We start from the raw sequence: 23,051 nt of genomic DNA on the forward strand, positions 1-23,051 counted from the left end.
TCATTTCAAAATTCAGTATAAATTATAATCCTGAAATTGCGAATTCTTCCCAATTTCCTATCGATGTTCTATTACAGGTCATTGATTCTAATCCATTTTCTGAACTGACATATTTACCATTACTCCCTCGTAATGCATAGGTGTTTCCGCCTCTGCTTACCAAGGTAAATTGTTCCCAGGAACCTATCTGGGTTCTATTGCAGGTAATAGGTTTGGTCCCATTTTCACTACTTACATACTTCCCATTATTTCCCTTTAATGCTACTTTTCCGCCAGTAAGGGTTATTAACTGAAACTTTTCCCATCCTTGTGCCGATGTTCTGTTACAATTCATGGGCTTGATTCCATTTTCACTGCTTACATACTTATTGTTATTTCCTCTTAATTCTACTGTATTATCAGAACTTGACGGGGGATACATTTTATTTATTCCAAGGATATCACTATTGGATAGTCCATTGCGTTGTGCGTTGTAAGTATTCCCATTAGTTCGTGTTATAGTAGGTTGCCCATTTTTAGAAAAAGCATAAGAACCATACATCATGATACTTCCCAAATCCAAATTGGAAGTATATTCATTACCATCCTGGCCTTGTTCTGCATAAGTTCTAAAATTAAATTCTCTACCGCTTTGTATATTTTCAAATAATACTCTTATATATTGATCTCTATCTTTTCTGCTTTGCTCATGCCACAAACCTATTGCGTGACCAATCTCATGAATTGTATTACCGGTAGAACAACCATTTGCCAACGTAACATCTTGTCTACCACCAATACGTCCAACATAAGAAGAGCAACCTGATCCGCTCTTGAAATAAACATAGTTAGCTTGATTGGTACGTTTGACAAATCGTAAAGCAGTTTTAGACTCCCAATGATCAATTGCATCTGTTATTCTGATTTGATTAGGCAACCCACTTTGGATGACATAATACACCGTATTATTGGGCCACCTGCCACCGATTCTTCCAACACCTTTAGTATTGTCAGAAAGCATAACCTTGATGTCTCCTTCTAATATATACTGTTTATTAATAGTCTCTACGTCTACCTCATCGCCGTCTAACGTTATTCTCAATAATTCTCCGGTTTCGTTTGGATATGCTTGTTCCAACACAAAACTATCATAAAGGTTTTGCTTGGCATTAGATTCAAAATCTTGCGATTCGCAGGAAATAAGTAATACACTTAGGATGAGCCCCAGAAGAAATGGAACTTTGAATTTAGAGTAATTTTTCATGGTTAGGTTTATGTTAGTTTCAATAGTTGATCCTATATTAATAATTACTTTTAGCTTTACCACATATAAAGTACTATGTGCCACCAATCTTTTAAAAAACGTCGTTCTTAAAAAAGTATTCGTTTTAGCGTAATTATACATAAAGATTAAGAAATATTTAAAAAAAGACGTAATGGCTTAACGTTAAATGATCACTCTTAACGGTATTTTTTGTACCTTTAATAACCACAATATATCATCATTAAAATTCCTTATCATGACTGCGCTCTTTAAAAAATTACAACTTCCTCCTTCTTTGGACGAAATATTAATACTGAATGAACCAGAAGGATTTTGCAAAGCGTTAGATTGCCTTAAAGATGTCATGGTTAAAGAATCTTTAATACAAGTATCCGAGGTTGATTTTGCATTGGTTTTTGTTACAGAAAAAAAACAAGTTGAAAATAGGATTGAAACGATTTATCCTAAGTTGATTGGGGATGCTATCCTTTGGTTTGCGTATCCAAAGAAAAACTCAAAAAAATATAGTTCTGAGATTACACGAAATCACGGATGGGGAGTTTTAGGAGATTACAATTTAGAACCCGTGAGACAAGTTGATATTGATGAGGATTGGAATGCTTTACGTTTTAGGAAAGTTGGTTTTATAAGAAATATGAAAAGAGGCAAAGATTTTGCATTAAGCGGTGTCAGCAAAGAAAAAACCACAGGAATTTAATGAATTGGCATTTATATATTTTATCAGGAGCCTTTATTTTGGCAGGTATTTTTCATTTAGTGAAACCAAAGGCATTTATGAGAATCATGCCTTTATATATTCCATATCACAAACAGCTTGTTTATCTCAGTGGTATAGCTGAGATACTGGCTGGAATAGGAATTCTTTTCCAGCAAACCAGATTTTTTTCAATATGGGGTATTATAGGTATGTTACTTCTTTTTTTTCCAGTTCATATTCATATGTTGGTTAACAAAAAGGCAAGCCTTAATTTACCTAAATCGATACTTATTTTCAGAATATTTCTTCAGTTTGGTTTAATATATTGGGCATATTCATACCTTTAAACATTTGGTTGACATTGGACTTATTTACTTCTAGAAATGATCCCTTATATTTAAAAATGCCTGATGGCGATGTTAGTTATTACCCTTGTTTTTTTAGTAAAAAGGAGGCCGATCGATTATTTAAAACCTTATTGGAAACCATTCAATGGCAGCAGGATGACATTAAAATCTTTGGTAAAGTATATAAACAACCACGTCTTACCGCCCTATACGCTTCTAATAAAAATCCCTACACTTACTCTAATATTACTATGGTACCGCATCAATTTACAGATGCATTATTAAGAACCAAAAAAGAAATAGAATCTGTGAGCTCGGACACTTTTACGACTTGTCTATTAAACTTATACAGAAACGGTCAGGATAGTAATGGCTGGCATTCGGATAATGAAAAAGAACTAGGACCTGAACCAGTTATTGCATCTATAAGCCTAGGATCAGAAAGGTGGTTTCATTTTAAACACAGAACAAAGGATCTAAAACAAAAAATACTGCTAGATCACGGTAGTCTGTTAATCATGAGAGGAAAAACACAAGAAAATTGGTTGCATCAAATACCAAAATCTAAAAAAATAACAACACCTCGGATTAATCTAACTTTTAGAATTATAAAGTAAAATAAACCTGCTTAAAACCTTTAGGAGAATTATTAAAATTACATAAAATAGCTATTGGTTATTATTTGATTAAACAATACCAGTCATACCAAAGTGGCTCCTCTTTCTTTTTTGCAAAAATTTTGAATAGAAAACTTTATACTACACCTTGTTAACTATAATAAATATACATACTACAGTGTGTGAAGAGTCATAAATTTCCTCCAATCTTTTTGTTAAAATTTTATCACTCTAAAATTTGATACACGCTACTATATTTATTTATAAAATCATAAATACGACTTATATAAATAATATAATTAACTAATTTCCAATTATATACAACACAGTCGCCAAGATTTCTACAAGTACAAAAGAACTCCTTTTTTTGATTTTATTTTTGTAACTTTAAAACAAAAAGACTTGATTATGAATCGCTATACCTTACATGAAACCTTTGTTGTTCATCAATATTCGTTTGACACTTGGGAAGCGGAGCCACATAATCATAATTATTTTGAAATTATTTTTATTGAGAATGGAAACGGATATCATACTATTAATGGTATTAGATTTCGTTATAAAAAAGATGACATTTTTCTTTTGGCACCAGAAGACACTCATCATTTTGAAATAGAAAAACATTCTTCATTTACCCATTTTAAGTTTACAGAGCTTTTATTCTCTAGCAAAGTAAATTTGCCTGATAGAAAATACTGGCTACAGCGAATAGAACAACTTCTGCATCACCCAAACATAATTCCAGGAGATGTAATTTCTCATGAAGAAGACCGTGGAATTATATGGGACATTCATAATGTGGTTATGGAAGAATTTAAAAATGAAAAGATATATTATCAGGAAATAATCTCAAATGCCATCAGTACTATATTAAGTATTATCGTTCGGAATATCTCTGCTAAATACAATTCTCATATCGAAAATGTCTCTATTAATGATTCTAAAATAGATCAAATACTTGGACATATCAGACAGAATGTATATGATAATGATCTCACTAAAATAAGTTATATGGCCGATAAGTTTAATATGTCTCAGAGTTCTATCAGCACCTATTTTAAAAAAGCCACCGGAGAGTCTATCCATCAATATGTAACTAAATATAAAATGAAACTTGTGGAATACAGGCTACAAAACACCGAGTTTACTATTGCAGAAATTGCCTATCAATTAGGGTATACTGATGAAAGTCACCTTACCAAAACCTTTAAGAAATATTTCTCTATGTCTCCAAAACAATATCGCAAAGATGTGGCTGTGAGTGATTAAAAATATTAACCGAAAATATCATTTAGTATTTTTGCCAACCGTATTCCTCCTTTTTGTAATTGAGTTCTTACCGTTGGAAAATGATTATACATATATTTATAACCTAGTTTCTCTCCTACATTAGCAGATGCATATACTTTTTTGGCAAGATCCTGAGACTCATATATCCAATCCAAAACATCTCCTTTTCGTATATCTTGGATCTCTAATAAAGATAATTCATCAGTATTATTAGCCAATTCAGTATAGCTCATATTATAATAGTCTATCATCTCACTATCCCAAACTCTATGTAGATTGGACCCTTCGTTAAACCAACGTACCTGAATATCATTCCCTCCTTTATCTTCGCCTCTTCCTACATGCAGCGGTTGATGTAAATCTCCAACAAAATGTACTAACATTTTGAGATAAAACTCTTTATCCTGTTCAGAAGAAGTATCACTTTTTAAAATTTCTATACACTTTTGAATACCTTGAACTAAATCTCCTCGATCACTTGGAGTTTCTTCTCCGTATTTTTTATCAAAAGAAAAATTTACATAATGCCAAGGGCCATACGCTCTATATCGATCATCACTTTTTATTTCATCTGCATAAATTGAAACAAATGCCAGACCTTGTCCTTTTAAAAGTTTGGTAATATTTCTTTTAGCTTTTTCTGTAAGATAGTTATCTGCTATCTCTCCTGTCACCCTATGACCGGTTTTCCCCCAATCTTCATTGATAGAAAATCCTTTAAAAGAAATAGTTATCAATAAGAAAAATGTAATGTATCGAGTATTCATTAGTTTATATTTTGAAGCAAAGATAAAAAAGGGTATGTTAGTGAATCGTTAAATATGATTTTTAACAAACAATATTTTTACCTAAAATAGCAGTATTAAGAAATATGATTTGGTATTTATCGTTTTAGAAACACACACCTTATAAACCCCACTACATGAAAATACGGTTTTCAATTTTACTGATTGCCTTTACCACATTTTGTCTAGCTCAAGAGAAAGAAGAAAAAGAGTATTATTCTGCAATTGTAAGAGTAAATCGCTTCATAGAAGGAACACTGGCTACACCTTACGCTGATGGTAGTGTCCCATTGGTGATTTTTATTATGGATGCAGGAGCTATCAACAGAGAAGGAAATGATAGAATGTCTAAAAATGATGCTTTTAAACTATTAGCCATTGAACTTGCAAAACAAGGTGTTGCTTCGTATCGATTTGACAAGAGGCTTTTTAAGATTGATGCCTTTGGTATCCAAGAACACGAAATTTCTCTGGATCATTTTATCGATGATGTCAAATCAGCAGTAGATTATTTTCGAAATAATGGAAATTATACTAAAATAGTCTTAGCGGGTCATGGTCAGGGATCCTTAATAGGTATGATTGCTGCTCAAAATAATGTGGATGGTTTTATATCTATTGCTGGAAATGCACAATCAGTGGATCAAATTGTTATTCAGCAACTAGAGAAGCAGGCACCTGGACTAGATAAAAGTGCTGCAGTGGCTTTTAGTGACCTTAAAGAAAAAGGAAGAGCTATGAATTATGATCCCGCTTTAGAATCGATTTTTAGTTATAAGTTACAACCATTTATGAAATCTTGGATAAAATATACTCCATCAGAAGAGATCAAAAATTTAGACATTCCTATTCTGATCCTTCAAGGAGACAAGGATCTTCAAGTAGAAACATCTGAAGCTGAAAAATTAAAAGAAGCTGTTCCTAATGCAGAATATGTGATCATTGAAAATATGAACCATGTTCTTAGAGAAATAAAAGGTAATCGATTAGAGAATCATAAATCTTATAATGAATACTGGCGTAAAATTATGCCCGAAGTTATCAATACTATTATTAACTTCGTAAAGAAATAGATAACCCCAAAAATAACTAACCTAAATTGAGTTCTCATCAAATTGTTTTTTCTGATATCGATGGTACGCTTCTTAATGCAGAAAGAGAACTGTCTGACTTTACCATTTCGGAAATAAAACGTATTAAAGACACCATTCCTGTGATATTGATTTCCTCTCGTATGCCAAGTGCAATGACACACTTGCAGGAAGAACTTGATATTGTGCATTTACCTTTAATTTGCTATAACGGTGGGTTAATACTAGTTGACAAAAAACCGATTCATTCCACATTCATAGCTCCGGATATTATAGAGGAGCTTCACGTATTTAATAAAAACAATTTATTTCATATAAGTTTATATCATGAAGATGATTGGTTTGTCCCACAAATGGACTTTTGGGCGAATAGAGAAGCACAAAACACCAAAGTAACCCCTCTTATAAAGTCAACTGAGAACGTGATTAAAGACTGGAGGATCAAAAACAAAGGAGCTCATAAAATCATGTGTATGGGTGACGAAAAATATATAGATGAAGCTTATAATTTTTTAGAAACTAACTTTAGCGACACACTGCATTTGTATCGGTCTAAACCTACTTATATCGAAGTTGCTCATAAAAGTATTTCAAAATTAACCGCTATTGAATTACTACTCAACACACATTATAAAATTTCTCTATCCGCTGTAGTAGCTTTTGGCGATAATTATAACGATATTGCTATGATAAAAGCTGTTGGTACCGGAGTTGCCGTTGCCAACGCTAAGCCTGAAACGCTAAAAATTGCTGATGTAATTACCTTATCTGGAAAAGAAGACGGTGTAGCTACATATATTAAAAACAATATCTGATACTTGTGCTAAGAAAATTTGATCTGATTAGAACTATAGTTCTTTATATTATTATGCTAAACGTTATAGTGGGTTGCAAATCAACAGAATCTTCTGTAAAAAAAGATGTTATACCGATTATTGCTTCGTTAGATTTGGTAGATGTTGTTGGTGACAAAGTAAAAGTAGCCTTAAAAGTTACAAATATACAAACCGATACCCTTCGTTATTACTTACCTAAAATTGTTCCTGGAACCTATCAAAATAACGACTACGGAAAATATATTGAAGAATTCAAAGCTTTTGACGATCAAGGAGAGGAATTATCAGTAAAAAAATACGGGAATAATGGTTGGAAAATAAGTAATGCAACGCAGTTAAGTTCTATAACATACATGGTAAATGATACATTTGATACAGAAGATGTCCATCAAGTATTTTCACCAACAGGCACAAACATCCTATCTAATAAAAATTTTGTTCTCAATCTTTATGCCTTTATCGGATATTTTGACAAAATGAAAGAAAGAAAGTATACTCTTTTTATCAAGCACCCCATAGATCTGGAAGCTTCAACTTCTTTATATGAATATTTGCCCGAAGCGCCTGAAACGGGAGTTTTATATGATACTGATGCTTTTACCTTTAACCGATATGCTGATTTGGTAGATTCGCCTATTATGTATTCAATTCCGGATAAAGCCACTTTCAGTGTCAATGATATCGAAGTTTTATTAAGTGTCTACTCTCCGAACAAGCTTCATCGCGCAGCGCAGCTAATGCCACAAATGGAGCGTATGATTAGAGCGCAAACAAATTTTTTAGGATATATAAATACGACGAAAAAATACAGTGTTTTACTCTATCTGTCGTCTTCCAAAAATGATGATGCCAAAGGTTTTGGTGCGTTAGAGCATAACACTTCTACCTTGGTAGTACTGCCAGAATCGATACCATTACAAAAGTTGAATAAATCTCTAACCGATGTGGTTTCTCACGAGTTTTTTCATATCGTCACACCACTAAGCATTCATTCTGAAGAAATTCATGATTTTGATTACAATAATCCCAGAATGTCTAAACATTTATGGTTATATGAAGGCACTACAGAATATTTCTCATTACTGTTTCAGATTAATCAAGCACTCATAAGCAAAGAAGACTTTTTTGAACGGATTCTGGAAAAAATAAATAATTCCAAAAATTTCGAAAGCAGCTTTTCTTTTACAGAAATGAGTGAAAATATATTACAAGAGCCATACTTAAAAAATTATCGTAATGTATATGAAAAAGGAGCTCTTATTTCGATGTGCATTGATATTATTATGCGAAAAAAAAGTAATGGAACTTATGGTATCTTAGACCTAATCAGAAGTTTATCAGCAAGATTTGGAAATGACAAACCCTTCAAAGATGAAGAGCTTATAGATGTAATTAAAGAGATTTCATATCCAGAAGTTGCTGAATTCTTAAAATCTCACGTGGTCAATACTACTCCAATTGATTATGGATCATATTTGGAAAATGCAGGTTTAATATATAATACTATAGAAATTCCATCGGAATACTTCATCTACGAACAAGAACCATTTATTAAAGGTTCTGAGGCAACAAAAAAAGTTGTTTTTACAGCTGGTGCAGAACGCAATAATTTTCTAAAAAAAGCGGGAATAAAAAGTGGTGATATTTTATTAAGTATAAACAACAAAAAATATGACATTAAAAACATCTATGATCTTTTTAGTGACTCGAACCAATGGAACATTGGGGATGACATTTTTTTTACGATTGAGCGGAACCAAAATATATTAAAGCTTTCCTCTAAAGTTATAAAACCTACTGTTGAAAAAGTGATGTTAAAACAAAACCCGGACGCTTCAGAAAAGCAAATCGCTATTTTAAAAAGCTGGATCAATGACTAAGACCTGAAAAAAAGATCTTCTCTTCTGTTTAATCCAAAAATTGTATTTTGCATCGCATCTCATAAAAAATGAACTCACATTATGGAAAATGCTCCTTTTTTCACCAATGACACTATCGTTTTTGGCATACTTTTACTATGTTTAGGTTTGGTTTTTTTCACATCTTCTATCAAAACAAAATTTTGGCAAGGCTTCTATAAGTTTGTTCCTGCTCTTCTACTTTGTTATCTTCTGCCTGCTATTTTTAACTCTTTTGGAATCATTTCTCCAGAATGGAAAGAATTAGACGCGCAGGGAGAAATCATCGAAAAATCATCTAATGTTTATTACATCGCTAGTAGGTATTTATTACCCGCTTCATTAGTCCTGATGACCCTTAGTATTGATCTAAAAGGAATCTTTAATCTGGGGCCAAAAGCACTGATTATGTTTATTACGGGAACTGTTGGTATTATTGTTGGTGGACCGATTGCTATCTTACTCATCTCTTTAATTTCTCCTGACACAGTTGGTGGTGCTGGTTTTGATGCTGTATGGCGAGGATTATCTACACTAGCTGGTAGTTGGATCGGTGGTGGAGCCAATCAAGCGGCTATGCTGGAAATTTACGAATATAATCCCGATAAATATGGAGGCATGGTATTGGTAGATATCGTGGTTGCAAATATATGGATGGCAATCTTATTAATCGGTATTGGAAAAAGTGCACGAATTGATCGTTGGCTGAAAGCGGATAGTAGTGCTATTGAATCTCTTAAAGAAAAATTTTCTTTATACGCAGAAAGTGTAAACCGAAATCCTACACTAACGGATTATATGATTATGCTTTCTATTGCCTTTACCACGGTAGGTTTGGCCCATTGGGGTGCAAATGGTTTGTCTAGCTTCTTAGCTGGTAATTTTAAAATTTTTAATGACAAAAGCTCTGCCCTATCATCTTTTACATCGCAATTTTTCTGGATGATTACAATTGCTACTTTTATTGGAATAGTGTTATCGTATACCAAAGCTAAAAAATATGAAGGTGCGGGAGCTAGCAAAATAGGAAGTATTTTTATTTATATCCTCGTGGCCACTATTGGTATGAAAATGGATTTAGGAAAGATCCTTGAGAATCCCGGGCTTATTGTTATCGGATTGGTATGGATGACAATACACGCACTTCTTTTAATAGGCGTTGCAAAATTGATTAAAGCACCGTACTTTTTTCTCGCGGTAGGCAGCCAGGCAAATGTTGGTGGTGCAGCTTCTGCACCTGTAGTTGCAGCCGCATTTCATCCATCACTTGCTACTGTTGGTGTGCTGTTAGCAGTGTTTGGATATGTTGTAGGAACCTATGGCGCTATTTTATGTACCATATTGATGCAAATTGCTTCTGGAAGTTAGTTTTTCAATTGAATTTATAGCATCTTTGTACTCCAATTTTTAAACACTAAAAAACCATTCATGCAACGATTTTCTTTCATCTTATTTCTAACAATTCTTATAGTAGGTTGTAACACTCCAAAGAAAAAAGGAAATGTTTCTATAAGCGGAACTGTGCAAGGTCTAAAAAAGGGAACGTTATACCTTCAGAAGATACAAGATACTATTTTAGTAAACCTTGATTCTCTGGTTATCAATGGAGACCCTAAATTCTCATTCCAAACCGATGTTCAGGAACCTGAGATACACTACTTATTTTTAGATAAGCACGATGGTACACAGTATAATGATCGCATTGATTTTTTTGCGGAGCCAGGAGAGATTGTTATCAATACTTCGTTAAACGGATTTGAAAAAAATGCAATCATAGCTGGAGGTAAAAACCAAGCTAAGTTGATTGAATATAATAAAATGAATAAAAGATTCAAGGAAAGAAACCTGAGAATCATTAAGGAAGATTATGAAGCTAAAAAGCAAAATGATGAAGAAAAATTGGTCGAGAACGATAAGGCTTATAAAAACTTATTGAGACAGAAATACCTATATACTATCAACTTTGCAATGAACAATAGAAAGCTTGAAATAGCTCCATATATAACACTTAATGAGGTTTTTGATGCCAATATCAAATACCTAGACACTGTAGTAAAATCGTTATCCCCAAAAGTAAAAAAATCTATATACGGAAAACAACTCATTGAATACCTTGAGGAGCGTAAGGTTAAGGAGACCGTAAGAGTTGAAAAAAACAATTAACACAAACCATCTAATTTTTGGAACTGATAACTCTTTAATGGTAACCAATAATTATTCAATGGTGAATCCATAACCAAATTCAAACTATTTTCACTAACTTATTGACTAACAATAAACTCTTTAAACCATGTTAAAAAACATTTTGAAATTAGAAGGTAGTCAACGATTAGGACGAAATGAGCAAAGAGCGATTAATGGTGGAGGTAGACCTGGACCAAGATTGTGTTGTGATCCTGCTTTAAGGTGTTGTACCACCTCTCATTTAGCTCAAAACAATGCTTCTTGCGGTGGAACTTATATTTCAGGGTGCCAATATCACCCGGCAAGTGGCTGTTGTATCTAACAACTAATAATCAAAAAGGGGCATGTATCAAGATGATACGTACTCCTTTTTTGTTTTGCCTTATGATTCATAGCAGTAACTTTCCATCAAATTCCACACCCCAAAAAATCTTAATTTAAATAAGCACGACACTATATATAAATAAAAACTACTTGTTCTCCATCTAAAAAAGTTACCTTCTCATCTTCTAAGAGTATTTGAGGGCTATTCCGTTCTATTCAGTTTTTTTATATAAAATGAAGGTAGTAGACCAGTTTGTTTCTTAAAATATTTAGTAAAAGAATCGGCGCTTTTATATCCTAATTCTTCGGCAATACTCTGTATGCTATATGCTCTAAAACGAGTATCCTCTTTTAAACGAACCAGTACATACTTAATCCTTAGATCATTTATATAAGTATTAAATGTTTTATTATAATGAGAGTTCATCACTTTTGATAAATAAGAAGTATTGGTTTTGATTTTTTTGGCTACTGTGTACGCGCTGCATTCTTGTCTTAAAAAGTACTGCTGCTCTTCTAATTTTTTCAGTCCAAGTAAAATGTTTGAAATCGTTTCTTTATTAAGCGCAGTAGCGTCTTTATTCTGTAGTAATTCCTTTTCTGAGACCTCTGATTCAGGTTGTTCGATACTTTTTACTAACGCTAAAAACTGTTCTTCATTTTTGTTTTTTAAATTATAAAAACGAAATAATATACTAAGTAAAACAAGAATAATTAACAAACCTCCTAACATCAGGTATTTGAGCAAAGAATCCGTAGAACTCTTCTCTGTCTGTAAAGCATCCAACTCCCTTTTAAATTCTGCCACCTCTCTCTTTCTTATACCTAAGGATACAGAATCCATTATTTTATCTAAGCCGGCATTAGCTCTCTCGAAATGCTCGTAGTAATAATTAGATCGTTCATAATTACCCAGCATTTTATAGGATTTAGCTAAAAACTTAAAATCGTATTTTGAAAAAGAGTGGCGTGTAGTCGAAAGACTATCTGCATTGCCAAATACCTCCACTACAGCAATACCTTCTTTATATTTATTTTGATTGTAAAATATTTCAGCTTCCACAATACCTATCAAACTTCTCCTTCTATCAAAGCCTTTATTCTTCATTTTTGCACTATCAACATATTTCTCAGCTAGATCAAATTCTTTTTTCAGTGCGGCAGTATACCCAACAAAAGTATACATACGGCTATATTCCAGTGGATCATTTACGTCCTTTATTCTGTCTTTGTACAATTCGCTGTATTTTGCTAACGAATCTAATTCTGATATTCTGTTAAACCAATAAAATCTACAAATGAAATCTAACGTTCTTATTTTTAATAAAGGGATATCCTTTTTAATACTCTCAAGGGATTCAGAATTACTATCCAGTTCATAAAAGACATTTTTTAACTGTTTCAATGCAGCTTCCTGATCTCCACTAAAAGTACTTATATAAGCAATTTGCTTTCGGCTATCTATAATTACAAACGTATCATTTTCTCGCTTTGCTAATGACAAAGCTTCTTCGTAAGCTGCTAATGATTTTGCCCATCTACCACTATAAAAATGTGTGTATCCCTCTAACAACTTTTGTTTAGCTAAAAAGACATTTTCTCCATAATTATTACTCACAAAAAAATAGTAATATTCTGTAGCCTTTTCATATTCAGTTTTTTCAAACCAATAAAATGCAATCCTTGCTTTGATGTACAACCATTCGGCCTGTGCATTTATATTACCACTAGCCATTACTCTATCAGAAATAGACTGTATTTCTTTTTTAACAACTCTTAAATCAGAATCCCTCTTCTTTAAAAAATAATTCATCAATTGATAAGCTGTCTTACCGGTAAGTACTTCAAATTCTGTTTTGGATGGATCATCAGAAATATGATCCTGCCCCTGGATAAACCAAAAGCTTAGAGAAAACAAGAATAAAAAGAAATATGATTTAGTAGGAGTCATATCTATAAGTATCATAAACGTAAAAAAGTTACTAAATAAAGTGGCAGTTTTTAATATCTATAAAGGTATCCACCCCAAAAAAGTGCTATAAAATTCAAAGATACTTTTTAAAATAATAAATAATAGTATAGGCGATTAGACATATCAAAGATTCATTTAAATCACCCCTAAATTTATAAAAACAGGGACAATATTATTAACGTTCTAAAACACACATTACAAAAAATAACTACCTAAAAACCAAAATGTTAAACAGAAAAATTCTTCCTGAATTTTCTAAAAACAGGTGTCCTTCTCTTGTAAACCTCTCTTTTACGCCATTACTTTGATCTCAGAAATCAATACTAAAAATGAAAGGCATGAAACAAAGTAAACTGTCGAAAAAAATTCGGATCATCAAGTTTCTAATAGGTATCGTGGCAGGAATCACTATGTATATCACTTATATCATATTTTTTAAAAATTAATTCTAAAAACAAATAACTATGAACACAATCATAAAAACAATTTTATTAATTACGCTTAGTTTGATAACCATGATAGCCCAATCTCAAGATTTGGAAGGGTCATGGAAAGGAACTTTAACTGTTCAGGGAACAGCAGTAGAAATGATTTATAATATTAAAAGCAATGAAGACCAATTAGATGTCACTTTAGATATACCAATGCAAGGCCTTAGTGACTATGCGTTGGATGGAGCCACTCTCAATAACAATACGGTTACTATCGAGTCGAAGAAATTACAACTAAGCTATACAGGAACTTTAAAAGGGAAGGAAATAAAAGGAACTTATAGTCAGGCCGGTAAAACCTTTCCTTTAAATTTGGTGAAAACTGTAAAAGTAAAACCAGGAAACACTAATCTTCCTTCTTCTAAAGAAACGTTAGCACAATTGGCTGCTTTGGAGACGGGTGAATTCAAATATACCGTAGAGGACTATTATAAAATGCCTGAAGCCTCTTCCTTTAAGCTATCTCCAAATGGCTCATACATTTCTTACTTCAAAAGAAATAATGATGGAAAACGAGATTTATATGTTAAAAACACTGAATCGCAAAAAGAAATATTGATTGCCGCACAAAATGAGGATGTGATATTAGGATACAGCTGGGCAACAAATTACCGAATTTTATTCACTCAGGATCAAGGTGGGAATCAAAACTATCATCTGTTTGGAGTTGATATTGATGGAAAAAACAAAAAAGAGTTAACTCCTTTTGAGGGAGTAAAGGTAGGTATTCTAAAAATCCTTAGAGATGATCCAGATCATATTATTGTTGAAATGAATAAAGATAATAAACAACAGGAAGAGCCCTACAGATTAAATATTAAAACCGGTGATTTAGAGAAACTATATTCTCATCAAAAAGGTGAGGATCCTATTCCATCAAGAGGATATGTATTTGATAAAGATGGTAATCTACGAAGTATTACTCATATTAAAGACGGAGTAAATTACATACTAGACTATATAATTGAAGGAGTTAACAAAACGATTGCTAATACAACTGTAAGCAGTGGTGAAGGCTTTAATATCATTACTTTTAATTATCAGACTCCATATCCACATGATGCGTATGTTGCTTCTAATATAAATACAGATAAAACAGAGATTCAATTATATGATTTAAAAGAGAATAAGGTTATCAAAACTATTTTTAAAAACGACACTTATGACGCAGCCAATCTTAGTCTTTCTAAAAAAAGAAATTATGAAATAGATTACTTTGTTTACAATGGGGACAAGGTAGTCATAGTTCCTGTTAGTAGTACTCATAAAAAAATAATGACTCGACTAAAAAAGGAATTTGGAGATAAGCATTTCCATACTACGTATAAATCCGAAGATGAAAATATCTATTTGATAGATTTGAGGAGTGATAAGATTAGAGGTGAATATTACATCTATGATGTCAAAAAAGATTCTATAATACGTTTATATAAGTTACTACCACATCTGAAAGAAAAAGATATGGCGCCTATGAAGCCTATCAGCTTTACTAGTAGAGATGGATTAATTATTCATGGTTACATCACTTTACCCCAAAAAGCCTTAGAAGGAAAAAAAGTTCCTTTAATCGTATATCCCCATGGAGGTCCAATGGGTATAAGAGATAGTTGGGCATTTATATCTGACAATCAACTATTTGCAAGTAGAGGATATGCTACATTAAATATTAACTTCAGGATTTCTGGTGGTTATGGAAAAGGGTTTATGAAAGCTGGATTTAAACAAATAGGCCGTAATGTTATGAATGATATTGAGGATGGCTTAGCTTATGCAGTTGAACAGGGCTGGGTAGATAAAAAAAAGGTAGCCATTTTTGGAGTAAGTCACGGAGGATATGCTGTATTACGTGGATTAACCAAAACACCTGACCTATATGCCTGTGGTATCGATTATGTTGGAGTATCCAATCTGAATACGTTTATGAATACTATTCCTGCGTATTGGGAAAAATATAGAGAATGGTTTTACGCTACTTGGTATAATCCCAATAATCCAGAAGAACAAATTATCATGAATGAAATTTCTCCCGCTTTGCATACAGATAAAATTATAAAACCCTTATTTGTAATTCAAGGTGCTAATGACCCCAGAGTAAATATTGATGAATCTGATCAAATCGTAAAAAAATTAAGAGATAAAGGTCTGGATGTACCTTATATGGTAAAATATGATGAGGGTCACGGTTTCTACAAAGAAGAAAACAGGATTGAGTTATATAAAGCGGTTATGGGGTTTTTAGCAGAACATCTTAAATAGCCTCTATCTAACATTAGAGAATAATTAAAGCCCAGATTTTTAAAATTTTGGGCTTTATTCTAAAAAAGAGTATACCTACTACTCTAGTATAGAATATGAATCCGTCCTCGAAGTATTGAACACTTTAATTTTTAGAATTAATTGAAATATTATGAAAAAAAAATCAAAATCATCCAGATACATACTATACGGTGCAATATTCTTCATAAGTCTTATTATTAGCCTGTTAGTTAAAAAAAACAATCTAGTTAGTAACATAATACTTGATACTCCGCCAGAAAAATATATGTTGGTTATTGGTACCATATTAGTTTCCTTTATCGTTCTGGGTGTACATGAACTAGGACATTTAATAATCGGTCTTGTCCAAGGTTTTAAATTTCAGTTATTTGTGGTAGGGCCTTTAGGAATAAGGCAAGAAAACGATAAGACAACACTATATTTTAATAAAAACCTGGCCTATTATGGAGGTGTTGCTGCAACTACTCCAAAAGATAATCATCCTGATAATGCAAAGAAATTTGCCAATGTGCTTTTGGCTGGCCCAATAGCCTCCATACTATTTTCTATTGTCCTATTTTGTATCGGGTATTATGCAGGAAATCCTCTACAATCCATATTTTACACTGGTGGAGCTGCTTCTGTAGGAATATTCTTTGCCACTACAATTCCTTCTAAGACCGGAGCATTTTTTACTGATAGAAAGAGATATCAGAGATTAACCCAATCAGGAAAAGACCAAGAGGTAGAACTGGCAATTTTAAGAATATTAGGTAATTATGCAAAGGACAATTCTTACAAGAATGTCTCTGAAAATGATATTGGCATTCTAGTTTCGGACGATATTCCTTTTATTCATTTTTTTGGTCTATCAACACTTATATGCTTTCAGTTAGAAAATAAAGGTTCTGTAGAAGAACGAGTGCTCGAATCATACACAAACTATTCTGAAAACATGCCAAAAAGTATTGTAAAAGCCTTTGATAAAGAGATTGAAAGATTTACAAGTCGACAATTACTCTAATGTTCTTTCAATAAATATACACCGAAGAGCTCTAAGTAGACTTTTATTTTATAAAAAATCCCAACTTCTTACGAAATCAGGATTTTCACTTAAGAGCCGATAGAGGGACTCGAACCCACGACCTGCTGATTACAAATCAGCTGCTCTAGCCAGCTGAGCTATATCGGCAAAGCGATTGCAAATATAATTTCTGTTCGCATATTTGCAAATACTTTTTTTAAAAAATTATAGTGAATTTACTTTTTCAATTAAAGATTTTGATGTTTTCTCCAAATCTTCTCTGATGGACTTAAAATGTTTTGACGCATTTTCTACGTTTCTGTCACTAACTCTTGCCATAAACTCATCAAAAGATGTAATCGCCTGGTCAATGATAACTTCTGCCTCTTTTTTATCTTTATCCGGGTTATTTTCTTCCCAAATGTAAACTGCTTCAATAATATCTCCTAATACGTAGTTAATATCCTTCTTTAGATTTCTCTTATTTGCCATTTCTAAAATATTTTATGCAAAATTAGTCTTTTAAACCATTTATCAAATAGTTTTAGTTTTAAATATAGATCTGCAAAAGTTTTACACCTTTTGACACTACTTTTATTTCTGATACTAAAGCAGGAACTAATATAGTTTTTCCCACTAGCTTTACTTTATATTTGATTAAAAATTCCTTTTAAAGTTATACCGATTACCTCGGAAATATCTTTCCTTGTGTGGCTTATTTCTCAACTTTCTCCAATAGAAGTATTTTTGGACTGTTTACCTAAAAGACTTTTTAACTTAGAGCCTCCCCATATCCTTTCTTTTAGAACTGGCTTGAACTTTAGTATATACAGTAAATCTCTACTCATTCGCCATCTCTTTTACTGTTTTTATAGCTTGTTTCAGATGCTTTGATGCATTTACACTATTAAACTTAAGTCTTATTATTCCTTCTTTATTTACAACATACGTTTCTCTACCGGGTAATACTCCAAAAAGTCCTGCTTTTACTCCAAAAATTTTTTTTAGTGTACTTTTTTCATCTGATAAAAAAATAAAAGGTAATTTGTATTTGTTTTTAAATCTTTGGTGGGATTTTACATTATCTGAACTTATGCCTATGACCTCTACCCCTTCTTTTTTAAAATCTTCATAACTGTCTCTGAAGTCACAAGCTTCTTTTGTGCAACCAGGTGTGAAATTTTTAGGATAAAAATAAATTACAAGTGGTTTTTTACCGACAAACTCATTACTATTAAAATCATTTCCATTATCTCTGATCGCGGTAAATTCAGGAATTTTATCTCCTACGCTGAGTCCCATATTTTTCTATTGTCCGTTATATATAACATAATTACGAGGTGTCTCGTACAAGGTAACTTCAATATCGTATGTACTATGCAGCTTTTTACGAAGCCTATTCCATATAACTACGGCAATATTTTCTACAGTAGGGTTTAGGTCCTTAAATTCTTTCACCTCTTCATTTAAGTTTTTATGATCCATATAGTCCTCTACTTCTGACTTAATATACTCTTTTAATATCTTAAGATCAATTAAAAAACCTGTTTCAGGATCTATGTTTCCAATGACCGCTACAACCAGTTCGTAATTGTGTCCATGATATAAAGGGTTGCTACATTTTCCAAAAACCTGAGCATTTTTCTCATCACTCCAATCTTTTCTATACAATCGGTGTGCAGCATTAAAATGCGCTTTTCTACAGGCTTTTATTTTCATAATCGAATGTGTGAGTAAAATTTTTCAAAAATAATCTTAAACCAGGCAGTATAGAGATCCGGGTTCTTACCCATATCTACTTTTACATCTTCTATAGACATCCATTTCCAATCAGCGACTTCTTCTGGGTTGATCACTGGGTCATCTTCATAGTGTCCTACCATCACATAATCGAATTCGTGCTCCGTAAGTCCATTATCAAATGGTGCCTTATAGATAAATGAGATAGTTTCTTTAAGTGAAGTAGTAAACCCCATTTCTTCCTGCAGTCTTCTGATTCCTGCTTCGATATTGGTTTCTCCTTCTCGTTGATGACTGCAACAAGTATTTGTCCACAACCCTGGCGAATGGTATTTATGATGAGCACGTTGTTGTAGCATTAGTTCTTTTTTTTCGTTAAAAATAAAAACTGAAAATGCTCTATGCAACAATGCTTTTTCATGTGCTTCAAGCTTTGGCATCAAACCAATTTGCTCATCATTTTTATTAACCAAAATGACTTTTTCTTCTTCCATTTTCTAGTATTGGCTCAAAACTACGAAATCGTAGTAGCAATTCATAATCTATCCTATTTTTGACATAAAATAAAGAATTGTTTATGTTTTTCAATCAAAAAACACCTTAACAAGTAAGGTGTTTTTTGCAGACAAAGAATCATTATTGATCTATATAGGGTTATTATATATTACTTAATGATTATAAATTCGCTTCGTCTATTTAGCTGATATTCTGATTTTTTACAATTAGAATCATTTCCACAATCGTTAACAGGCTGCGTTTCTCCATATCCTTTGCTAGTCAATCGTTCTGCAGAAATGCCTTTAGATATCATATAATCCATTGTAGACTTTGCTCGCTGCTCTGATAACCATAGGTTGTAGGCATCATCACCATGACTATCTGTATGTGATCTTACGTCAACTCTCATTTCTGGATATTGATTCATCACCTCTATTACCTTAGCTAATTCTACTGATGCATCAGGACGTATATAATATTGATTAAAATCAAAATAGATAGGGTTTAATGATAATGTCTTAGCAAGATCATCCCCAACTTTTATCGTTTTTACTTCTCTAACTAATCTCAACTTTTTTTCTTCTGATAAGTCTAAAGGTCCAGATGGAGTTTCAACGAGCATTTCTGTGGTGGTATATTCATCTTTTTCGATTCTTACAAAGTATTTAGAGTTGCACTCTATTTTCTCCTTAGTCTCATATCGCCCATCTTCACCAACGGTAATAGTCTCTATCACATTATTTTCTGTATCAAGAATGGTAATTTTTGCATTTGGAATTATTTCATCGGTTTCACTATCCTTTACAACTCCAACAATGGAAGATTCACAAAAGCTTTTCAGATCTTCTAGTTGTAAAAAACTGTAGATATCATCCTTTCCTCTTCCTCCATCTCTATTGGAAGAAAAATAACCTCTTTTGGATACATCATCTACTATAAATGCAAAGTCATCATCAGGTCCGTTGACAGGTTTACCGATATTAACTACCAGTTTTTCTTCATCTGTCTGTGGGTTTAGCCTAGTAACATAAATATCCAACCCTCCTAATCCCATATGCCCATTGGAGGCAAAATACAGATCATTATTAGCGCTTACAAATGGAAACGTTTCCTTCCCTTCCGTATTGATCCTATCCCCTAAATTTTTTGGTTCTCCAAAGCTTCCATCAGAATTTATAGTAGCTTCATAAATATCTGATTGCCCTTGTCCTCCTGGCATATCTGAAGAAAAATATAATGTTTTTTCATCAACGCTTAATGCTGGATGGGCTGTAGAATATTCATCACTATTAAAAGGTAAGTTTTGTGGTGTTGTCCAGCTACCTTGAGGATTCTTATAGGAACGATATATTTTTAAACGGTTGATTCCTTTTTTGTCATTTCCGTATGTTCTGCCATCATAATTATTTCTAGTAAAATACACTGTCTGACCGTCTTTGGTAAAAATGGGGGTAGATTCGTGAAACTTACTATTTATTTTGCTATCAAACTTTTTTATTTCAGATAGTTCTCCATTCATAGGATTATATACTGCCGTGTAAAGATCAAGAAAAGATTCTTCATTCCATTGATGTACACTTTTTTTGAATAATAAGGTATCTCTAGAAGAACTAAAAACCACAAAGTTTCCAAAAAATGTAGAACCAAAATCAGTAAATGATGAATTGATTGAAGAATTCTCTATTTCAAATCTTCCAGACTGGAAGTCTATTCGTTTTAGGTAATTCGGTTCATCTTTAAATAACTGAGCTCTTTGATCATCGGAACTTGTTGCTACAAACTTTTTCATATACACGTCTGCATCATCGTAGCGACCAACTGATTTTAGTGTTTGTGCATATCTGAAATAATACTCAGGTTCGATTTCATTTGGATAAGAATTCACTAACTCTTCATACCATTTTGAAGCTTCTTCGAATTCGCTATTAAAATAATAGCTATTTCCAAGGTTTTTGTAAAGATCTGCACTTTTATATCCTTTTTTTGCAACTTTAAGATAGGTCTCTTGTGCATCTATATACTCGTATTTGTCATATTCGCTTTGTGCGGTTTTCAATTTCCTTTCTTGAGAAAATGAAAGGTTTACGATGAAAAATCCAATAAAAGCAAATAATAAATTGTGTAATAATACCTTCATTTTAATTTGGCTATATTTAATAATCTAAAAATTAATTTATCTGAATTTATATTTATATACTAAGGATTAAAAGAAACGTGGAGTCAACATCCTGTTATACTTTCTAAACAGCTCAAAACGTAACATGACCTCGTAACTCCCATCATTGAACTGTGTTCTTCCTAATTCGGTTGTTTCTTTATCATATGCAAATCCAATCATTAACGAGTCAGAAACCTGAAACCCCGCCATAGCACTAAATGCCGCACTCCATCTATATCCTAATCCTAATGTTAGTTTTTCGTACAGTAAGAAGTTTGCAGAAACATCAACTTGTAAAGGAGCACCAAATACCAACTTACCAAGTACAGCTGGCTTAAACTTTACAGAATCGCTTAGATCAAACACATGACCTGCAATTAAATAATAATTAATACGCTCTTCGGCTATAAATGAAGAATTACCGTTATCATCTATTTCTGCTCCTTCATCAAAATGATCTGTTTCCAACAAATTAGGAGCACTTAGCCCAGCATAAAATTTATCAGTATGGTAGTAAAATCCAATACCCACATTAGGACTAAATTTATTATCGATATTACCATTACTAAAGAGAGGGTCTCCTGTTTCGAATTGTGATAATCTATCAAAATCAACATTCAATAAATGCCCTCCGGCTTTTACTCCAAAACTCAACTTTCCTCTATCTGAAGTAGGAATCGTATAAGAAAAATCAATATCGAAGTATGTCTCATCAGTTGGACCAATCTCATCATTAACTATCGATAAGCCTAAACCAACTCTATTATTGTCGCCAATCGGTGTGTTTAATGTTAACGTTTGTGTTCGCGGAGCTCCATCCAATCCAACCCATTGACTACGATGTAAGCCCATTATACTCATCACTCCGCGACTACCTGCATATGCAGGGTTTACACTGATCGTGTTATACATATACTGAGTATATTGAGCATCTTGCTGGGCATTACCATAATTGGAAATTAAGCCAAAGACAGCTAGCATAAATATCGTTAATAGTTTATTCATAAGTATTATTATTTGATTTAGGGAATAACAAATATATACTATTCCAAATAAAATTTTATCTATTAATATATAAGTAACCTGCTTTATACGCATCTAATCCTCTAGGATTTATGTATTCTAAAACATAATAATACGTTCCTACTGGTAATTCACTATCTTGGGAAATTGTAACTCTTCCGTTACTTACACCTTTAAATAATTCCACACCTGGTTGCTCATATCCATCTTCTTCGAATACCTGAACTCCCCATCTATTATAAATTCTAAGTGTATTATCAGGGAAATTTCCTAGTCCTGTAATTCTAAATTCATCATTAATTCCGTCTCCATTCGGACTAATTCCTGTGTATACGATAATAGGGTCATCAGGATCAGTGAATACTCCTTCAATAATAGTTACCGTTTCATCTTCTGCATCACCATCATTATCAAGATCGATATCTATTGTGTTAATAGGATCGTCTGATACATCGGTCACATCATTTCCATTTAGATCCTGACCTGTAACTATAGCTTGATTCCGTACTTCTCCTGATAAAACATCTTCTGCTGTTAAAATATATGTAGCGGTAAA

Annotated in this window: 23 protein-coding genes and 1 tRNA gene; 12 read left to right on the forward strand and 12 right to left on the reverse strand. The window is 32.7% G+C overall.

Going from position 1 to position 23,051, the window contains the following annotated elements; all coding sequences use genetic code 11:
- Positions 1–22 precede the first annotated feature (22 nt).
- The gene (locus ACWGOQ_RS11890; RefSeq protein WP_452057980.1) at positions 23–1,243 is read right to left on the reverse strand and encodes a M12 family metallopeptidase; all 1,221 of its coding nucleotides are present in this window, start codon (positions 1,241–1,243) and stop codon (positions 23–25) included.
- Positions 1,244–1,499: 256 nt separating this feature from the next.
- On the opposite strand from ACWGOQ_RS11890, the gene ACWGOQ_RS11895 reads away from it, so the two are divergent.
- The 4 genes from ACWGOQ_RS11895 (at position 1,500) to ACWGOQ_RS11910 (ending at position 4,194) form a co-directional block, all read left to right on the forward strand.
- Positions 1,500–1,961 (forward strand): hypothetical protein, encoded by a 462-nt coding sequence (locus ACWGOQ_RS11895; protein WP_452057979.1) that lies wholly within the window; start codon positions 1,500–1,502, stop codon positions 1,959–1,961.
- Complete coding sequence (locus ACWGOQ_RS11900; RefSeq protein ID WP_452057978.1) at positions 1,961–2,308, forward strand: DoxX family protein; 348 nt, start codon at positions 1,961–1,963, stop codon at positions 2,306–2,308. The genes ACWGOQ_RS11895 and ACWGOQ_RS11900 overlap by 1 nt, the downstream gene beginning before the upstream one ends.
- A gap of 14 nt (positions 2,309–2,322) precedes the next feature.
- Positions 2,323–2,925, forward strand: coding sequence for an alpha-ketoglutarate-dependent dioxygenase AlkB family protein (locus tag ACWGOQ_RS11905; protein WP_452057977.1), 603 nt, complete (start codon positions 2,323–2,325; stop codon positions 2,923–2,925).
- 408 nt (positions 2,926–3,333) lie between these two features.
- Positions 3,334–4,194, forward strand: a complete 861-nt coding sequence (locus ACWGOQ_RS11910; protein ID WP_452057976.1) for a helix-turn-helix domain-containing protein — start codon at positions 3,334–3,336, stop codon at positions 4,192–4,194.
- A gap of 5 nt (positions 4,195–4,199) precedes the next feature.
- Here the strand turns inward: ACWGOQ_RS11910 and ACWGOQ_RS11915 are convergent, their stop codons facing one another.
- Positions 4,200–4,982 (reverse strand): S1/P1 nuclease, encoded by a 783-nt coding sequence (locus ACWGOQ_RS11915; protein WP_452057975.1) that lies wholly within the window; start codon positions 4,980–4,982, stop codon positions 4,200–4,202.
- A 155-nt stretch (positions 4,983–5,137) separates the two neighbouring features.
- On the opposite strand from ACWGOQ_RS11915, the gene ACWGOQ_RS11920 reads away from it, so the two are divergent.
- The 6 genes from ACWGOQ_RS11920 to ACWGOQ_RS11945 all read left to right on the forward strand — a co-directional run bounded on the left by ACWGOQ_RS11920 (position 5,138) and on the right by ACWGOQ_RS11945 (position 11,331).
- Complete coding sequence (locus tag ACWGOQ_RS11920; protein ID WP_452057974.1) at positions 5,138–6,073, forward strand: alpha/beta hydrolase; 936 nt, start codon at positions 5,138–5,140, stop codon at positions 6,071–6,073.
- Positions 6,074–6,099: 26 nt separating this feature from the next.
- A complete protein-coding gene (locus ACWGOQ_RS11925) occupies positions 6,100–6,906 on the forward strand; it encodes a Cof-type HAD-IIB family hydrolase (protein WP_452057973.1) in 807 nt (268 codons plus the stop codon).
- Positions 6,907–6,959: 53 nt separating this feature from the next.
- Positions 6,960–8,807, forward strand: coding sequence for a M61 family metallopeptidase (locus tag ACWGOQ_RS11930; RefSeq protein WP_452057972.1), 1,848 nt, complete (start codon positions 6,960–6,962; stop codon positions 8,805–8,807).
- A gap of 81 nt (positions 8,808–8,888) precedes the next feature.
- Entirely contained in the window at positions 8,889–10,193 is a 1,305-nt protein-coding gene (locus ACWGOQ_RS11935) for a DUF819 family protein (RefSeq protein WP_452057971.1), read from the forward strand.
- A 60-nt stretch (positions 10,194–10,253) separates the two neighbouring features.
- On the forward strand, positions 10,254–10,988 hold the full coding sequence (locus ACWGOQ_RS11940; RefSeq protein WP_452057970.1) for a DUF4369 domain-containing protein: 735 nt from the start codon (positions 10,254–10,256) through the stop codon (positions 10,986–10,988).
- Positions 10,989–11,115: 127 nt separating this feature from the next.
- Positions 11,116–11,331: a hypothetical protein gene (locus ACWGOQ_RS11945; protein WP_452057969.1), complete on the forward strand. Its 216-nt coding sequence runs from the start codon at positions 11,116–11,118 to the stop codon at positions 11,329–11,331.
- Between the two features lie 204 nt (positions 11,332–11,535).
- Here the strand turns inward: ACWGOQ_RS11945 and ACWGOQ_RS11950 are convergent, their stop codons facing one another.
- On the reverse strand, positions 11,536–13,299 hold the full coding sequence (locus tag ACWGOQ_RS11950; protein WP_452057968.1) for a helix-turn-helix domain-containing protein: 1,764 nt from the start codon (positions 13,297–13,299) through the stop codon (positions 11,536–11,538).
- Between the two features lie 470 nt (positions 13,300–13,769).
- Between ACWGOQ_RS11950 and ACWGOQ_RS11955 the strand changes: the two genes are divergently transcribed.
- Both ACWGOQ_RS11955 and ACWGOQ_RS11960 read left to right on the forward strand, forming a co-directional pair.
- The gene (locus ACWGOQ_RS11955; protein ID WP_452057967.1) at positions 13,770–16,052 is read left to right on the forward strand and encodes a S9 family peptidase; all 2,283 of its coding nucleotides are present in this window, start codon (positions 13,770–13,772) and stop codon (positions 16,050–16,052) included.
- Between the two features lie 151 nt (positions 16,053–16,203).
- Complete coding sequence (locus ACWGOQ_RS11960) at positions 16,204–17,076, forward strand: site-2 protease family protein (RefSeq protein WP_452057966.1); 873 nt, start codon at positions 16,204–16,206, stop codon at positions 17,074–17,076.
- A gap of 94 nt (positions 17,077–17,170) precedes the next feature.
- Here the strand turns inward: ACWGOQ_RS11960 and ACWGOQ_RS11965 are convergent.
- From ACWGOQ_RS11965 to ACWGOQ_RS12005, 9 genes are all read right to left on the reverse strand, one after another.
- Positions 17,171–17,244 (reverse strand) — tRNA-Thr (locus ACWGOQ_RS11965).
- 57 nt (positions 17,245–17,301) lie between these two features.
- The gene (locus ACWGOQ_RS11970) at positions 17,302–17,568 is read right to left on the reverse strand and encodes a hypothetical protein (RefSeq protein WP_452057965.1); all 267 of its coding nucleotides are present in this window, start codon (positions 17,566–17,568) and stop codon (positions 17,302–17,304) included.
- A 230-nt stretch (positions 17,569–17,798) separates the two neighbouring features.
- Entirely contained in the window at positions 17,799–17,924 is a 126-nt protein-coding gene (locus ACWGOQ_RS11975) for a hypothetical protein (RefSeq protein WP_452057964.1), read from the reverse strand.
- On the reverse strand, positions 17,917–18,378 hold the full coding sequence (locus ACWGOQ_RS11980) for a peroxiredoxin (protein WP_452057963.1): 462 nt from the start codon (positions 18,376–18,378) through the stop codon (positions 17,917–17,919). The genes ACWGOQ_RS11975 and ACWGOQ_RS11980 overlap by 8 nt, the downstream gene beginning before the upstream one ends.
- Before the next feature lie 6 nt (positions 18,379–18,384).
- Positions 18,385–18,795 (reverse strand): 6-pyruvoyl trahydropterin synthase family protein, encoded by a 411-nt coding sequence (locus ACWGOQ_RS11985; RefSeq protein ID WP_452057962.1) that lies wholly within the window; start codon positions 18,793–18,795, stop codon positions 18,385–18,387.
- Complete coding sequence (gene idi / locus ACWGOQ_RS11990; protein ID WP_452057961.1) at positions 18,792–19,310, reverse strand: isopentenyl-diphosphate Delta-isomerase; 519 nt, start codon at positions 19,308–19,310, stop codon at positions 18,792–18,794. The genes ACWGOQ_RS11985 and idi overlap by 4 nt, the downstream gene beginning before the upstream one ends.
- Positions 19,311–19,480: 170 nt before the next feature.
- Complete coding sequence (locus ACWGOQ_RS11995; RefSeq protein ID WP_452057960.1) at positions 19,481–21,451, reverse strand: OmpA family protein; 1,971 nt, start codon at positions 21,449–21,451, stop codon at positions 19,481–19,483.
- Between the two features lie 66 nt (positions 21,452–21,517).
- The gene (locus tag ACWGOQ_RS12000; protein ID WP_452057959.1) at positions 21,518–22,477 is read right to left on the reverse strand and encodes a PorP/SprF family type IX secretion system membrane protein; all 960 of its coding nucleotides are present in this window, start codon (positions 22,475–22,477) and stop codon (positions 21,518–21,520) included.
- A gap of 55 nt (positions 22,478–22,532) precedes the next feature.
- The coding region (locus tag ACWGOQ_RS12005; RefSeq protein ID WP_458202809.1) for a T9SS type B sorting domain-containing protein at positions 22,533–23,051 on the reverse strand (519 nt) is incomplete at its 5' end.

This window comes from Aquimarina ulvae (assembly GCF_053613295.3).